The sequence below is a fragment of the Streptomyces sp. NRRL WC-3549 genome (assembly GCF_000721935.1).
Taxonomy (GTDB): Bacteria; Actinomycetota; Actinomycetes; order Streptomycetales; family Streptomycetaceae; genus Streptomyces.
Genome location: NZ_KL585434.1, coordinates 26136 through 29837, shown reverse-complemented (window position 1 = coordinate 29837; position 3702 = coordinate 26136). Strand labels below are relative to the sequence as shown.

Here is a 3702-nt window from a genome sequence, read left to right as displayed (position 1 = left end):
CAGCCGCACCCCCTGCGGCGAATCCGTCCGGAAGCGGGCCCCCGGGGCCACCACCCACCCCGCGCGCAGCAGCCGGGTCACGGCACCGGTCTCGTCACTGACGGGCACCCATACGTTCATCCCGCTGCGGCCGTACGCCGTCACCCCCCGACGGGCCAGGGCCGCCAGGAGTGCCTCGCGCCGCTGCCCGTAGGAGCGCGCGACCGCCCGGGGGTCGACGGCCCCCGAGGTCCACAGATGTACCACGGTCCGTTGGAGCAGCCGGCTGACCCAGCCGGGCCCGAGCCGCTGACGCCCTGCCACCCGGTCCACAGTAAGCGCGTCCCCGGTGAGCACGGCGAGCCGCAGATCGGGCCCGTACGCCTTGGCCACGGACCGCACGAGCGCCCAGTGCCCGGTGGCTCCGGCGAGGGGGTGCAGCGGGGTGTCGACGATGGCGTGACCGTGGTCGTCCTCGACGAGGAGGGTGGCCGGGTGGCGGGCGAGCACCGACCTCAGCTCCCTGGCCCGGTCGGGCCCCACGACCGCCCCGGTCGGGTTCTGCGCCCGGTCGGTGACGACCAGCGCCTTGGCCCCGGCCCGCAGGACGCGCTCCACCTCGGCGGGCAGCGGACCGTCCTCGTCCAGCGCGACGGGTGCGGCACGCAGACCGAGCGCGGGCACGAGGTCGAGCAGGGCGCCCCATCCGGGGTCCTCCACGGCGACCAGGTCGCCGGGCTTGAGATGGGCCGAGAGCACCCGCTCGATCGCGTCGAGCGAGCCGGACGCCACGGCCACCGGCCCTGCGGGGACCCCGTCCGCGTCCAGCTCCGCCCGGGCGAGGCGGGCGAGTTCGGGAAGCACGGCCTCCTCCCCGTACCGGCCGGGCCGGCGTGCGTACTCCTGCGCGGCGGCGGCCAGCGCCTCGCCGAGGGGCGGCAGCAGCTCGGCGTCCGGATTGCCCTCGCCGAGGTCGCGGACCCCCGGGGGCGCCTCGACGCGCAGCGAGCCACGCGCCGTGCTCGCCGGACGGGGACGCACCCTGCTCCCCCGGCGGCCCGCCGTCTCGATGACACCGCGCTCCCGGAGGGTCCGGTAGGCGGCGGCCACCGTGTTCGGGTCGACCCCCAGCAGCACCGCCAACTCCCGCATGGGAGGCAGCGTGTGACCGGGCGGCAGCGCACCCGAGCCGACCCCGCTCTCGACACTCGCGGCGATCTCCGATGCGCGCCGCCCACTGATCCGATACTCTCCTAGCACAAAATCCATTATGCACTAGTACAAAGGAGAGGGCGCATGCGGGAGACCGCGCCGACCGGGGACAGGGACCAGCAGACCACCGCCGCCTACACACCGACCGCACGCACGGTGCCCACAAGGAGCCGGAAGCGGGCGTCGTACGACAGGGAGCTCGTCCACTCGATACTCGACGAGGCCTACGTCTGCCACCTCGGCTTCGTACGCGACGGCGCACCCGTCGTCCTTCCCACGCTCTTCGGGCGGATCGGCGAACGGCTGTACGTGCACGGGTCCACCGGTTCGCGCCCCCTGCACGCGGCGGGCGCCACGGACCCCGGTCTGCCGGTGTGCCTGACGGTGACCCACGTCGACGGCCTGGTCCTCGCCCGTTCCGCCTTCCACCACTCGGTCAACTACCGTTCGGTGGTGGTCCACGGCACCGCGGTCACGGTGACCGACCCCGAGGAGCGGCGCCTCGCGCTCGACGCCATCGTCGACCAGGCCGTGCCGGGACGGTCCCAGGACTCCCGCCCGGCCGACGCGAAGGAGCTCGCCGCCACGGCGGTCGTCCGGCTCGACCTCGACGAGCTCTCCGCGAAGGTGCGCACCGGCGGGCCCAACGACGAGCCGGAGGACCTGGCGTTGCCGTACTGGGCCGGCGTGCTGCCACTGGTCCGGGGGTACGGCACCCCGGTGGCCGCGGACGACCTGGACCGGTCCGTCGCCACGCCCGGCTACCTGACCTCGCGCTGACCCGCCCCGGCCCCCGGGTCAGGCCGGCACGGCGGCCCGGCTCCGGCGCGCCTCGGCCGCGACGCGCGTCTCGGCGCAGGCCAGCGTGCCGGTCACGGTGGCGGCGGTCAGCCGCTCCCCCAGCACGGTGACCGCGATCACCGCGGCGCTCACCGGCTCCAGCAGCATGATCACGGAGACGGTCGCCGAGCGCACGGCCGCGGCCCCGGTGAAGTAGAGGGCGTAGGCGAGGGCGGTGGGGACCGCCGCCACGTAGACCATCAGCCACAGCACCTGCCCCGGCGCGGCGGTGTGCGGCACGAGCCCTTCGGCCGCCGCCAGGGGCAGCAGCCCGACGGCACCGATTCCGAAGGCCCAGGCACTGGTGGCGAGCGTGTCGCCGGACGCACCGTCGCGGCCGAGCCACCGGGTGAGCAGAGTGATCGCCGCGTAACCGGACGCCGACAGCAGCGCCAGCAGCACGCCGGCGGGCCGCACCTGCGCCGCCTCGCCCCCGAGGACCAGCACGGCGAGCCCGGCGAGCGCCCCGGCCACGGCGACGGCCCCGCCCCGGCCCAGGCGCTCCCCCATGGTCAGCCGGGCGCCCACCGCGATGAGGACGGGCCCCGCCCCGAGGGTGACGACGGTCCCGACGGCCAGTCCGGTCGCCGCGACCGCGGCGAAGTAGGCGCTCTGGAACACGGTGAGTCCGAGGCCGGTTCCCAGGATGCGCAGCAGCCGTCGGCGTCCGGACTCGGCCGGGCCGCGAGGGCGGCGCGGACGTACCGCGAGCACGCCGGCCAGCAGGACCAGCCCGCCGGCGCAACGCCAGAAGGACAGCGCCAGCGGGCCGAGGTCACTGACCCGGTAGAGCAGCGAGGCGGCGGCGCCCGCCGTCCCCCAGGCGATACCGGCGACGACGAGGTAGAACAGGCTCCGCCCGACGGGCAGGCCGGGACCGGGGTGGGACATCTGAGTCCTCCGCACGAATAGAGGGGGGTGGTGGGCGCCCGGCTCCGCACACGGGCAGCGACGGACCTCTCAGGAGCTGCCCGGCCCGGTCATCGCCGGAAGTGGCCGCCGCGGCATGCGGCTCCCGCCGGGCCCGGTGCCGCAGGGCGGACGAGGGGCGACGGCCGAGGAGCCGAGGGACCGGCGCCGACGCGGCGAGGGTGCGGCGCCTGGGCGCGCGGCCGGCACCATCCGGGCGAGCAAGATCCCGAACGACGGGCGGCGGAAGGACGGTGAGCCTCGTGATCGCTACGGCGGGGTCCGGCGCCCGGACGGTCCTCCCCCGGCCGTGGTGGACACGCCGCCGTCCGCGTGCCCCTCCACGGGGGCTCCCGGCGTTCCGGGCCCCGCCGCGACCGGCCCGGACGGCGGCCTGGGCGCCGACGACTGCGCGATGAAGGCACCCACCAGCACCACGGCTCCACCCACGAGCTGGGGCGCGGAGAGGTGCTCGCCGAGCAGTACCCAGGCGAGTACGGTCGCGATGACCGCCTCAAGGCACGCGACCACACCCGCCACCTGCGGCGACAGCAGTCGCACGGACACCACACCGGTGACGTAGGCGAGGACGGTGGCGAGCAGCACGATCCAGCCGAGCAGCAGCCAGGCCGGCACGTCGTGGCCGTTCATGACGGCGTTCGCGCCGAGGGTCCCCCAGTCCATGCCCCAGGGCCTGGCGACGACGGTGAGCACGGCCGCGCCGACCAGCAGTCCGTACGCGATCACACCGACCGGATGTGG

Annotated in this window: 4 protein-coding genes; 1 reads left to right on the top strand and 3 read right to left on the bottom strand. The window is 75.8% G+C overall.

The genetic code is table 11. The features are described from left to right. Positions 1 to 1239 (bottom strand): aminotransferase class I/II-fold pyridoxal phosphate-dependent enzyme (locus tag IH13_RS0131335; protein ID WP_082317781.1); only part of this gene is annotated, 1239 nt, incomplete at its 3' end. A 36-nt stretch (positions 1240 to 1275) separates the two neighbouring features. Between IH13_RS0131335 and IH13_RS0131330 the strand changes: the two genes are divergently transcribed. Then, a complete protein-coding gene (locus tag IH13_RS0131330; RefSeq protein ID WP_031089635.1) occupies positions 1276 to 1971 on the top strand; it encodes a pyridoxamine 5'-phosphate oxidase family protein in 696 nt (231 codons plus the stop codon). A gap of 18 nt (positions 1972 to 1989) precedes the next feature. On the opposite strand, the gene IH13_RS0131325 is transcribed toward IH13_RS0131330, so the two are convergent. Together IH13_RS0131325 and IH13_RS0131320 are read right to left on the bottom strand one after the other, a co-directional pair. Further along, the gene (locus tag IH13_RS0131325; RefSeq protein ID WP_031089633.1) at positions 1990 to 2922 is read right to left on the bottom strand and encodes a DMT family transporter; all 933 of its coding nucleotides are present in this window, start codon (positions 2920 to 2922) and stop codon (positions 1990 to 1992) included. Positions 2923 to 3210: 288 nt separating this feature from the next. Next, the coding region (locus IH13_RS0131320) for an EamA family transporter (protein ID WP_031089631.1) at positions 3211 to 3702 on the bottom strand (492 nt) is incomplete at its 5' end.

What these genes read in the sequence shown, in the direction of transcription:
- IH13_RS0131330 (WP_031089635.1), top strand. Translation starts at nt 1,276, where the DNA reads ATGCGGGAGACCGCGCCGACCGGGGACAGGGACCAGCAGACCACCGCC.
- IH13_RS0131325 (WP_031089633.1), bottom strand. Translation starts at nt 2,922, where the DNA reads ATGTCCCACCCCGGTCCCGGCCTGCCCGTCGGGCGGAGCCTGTTCTAC.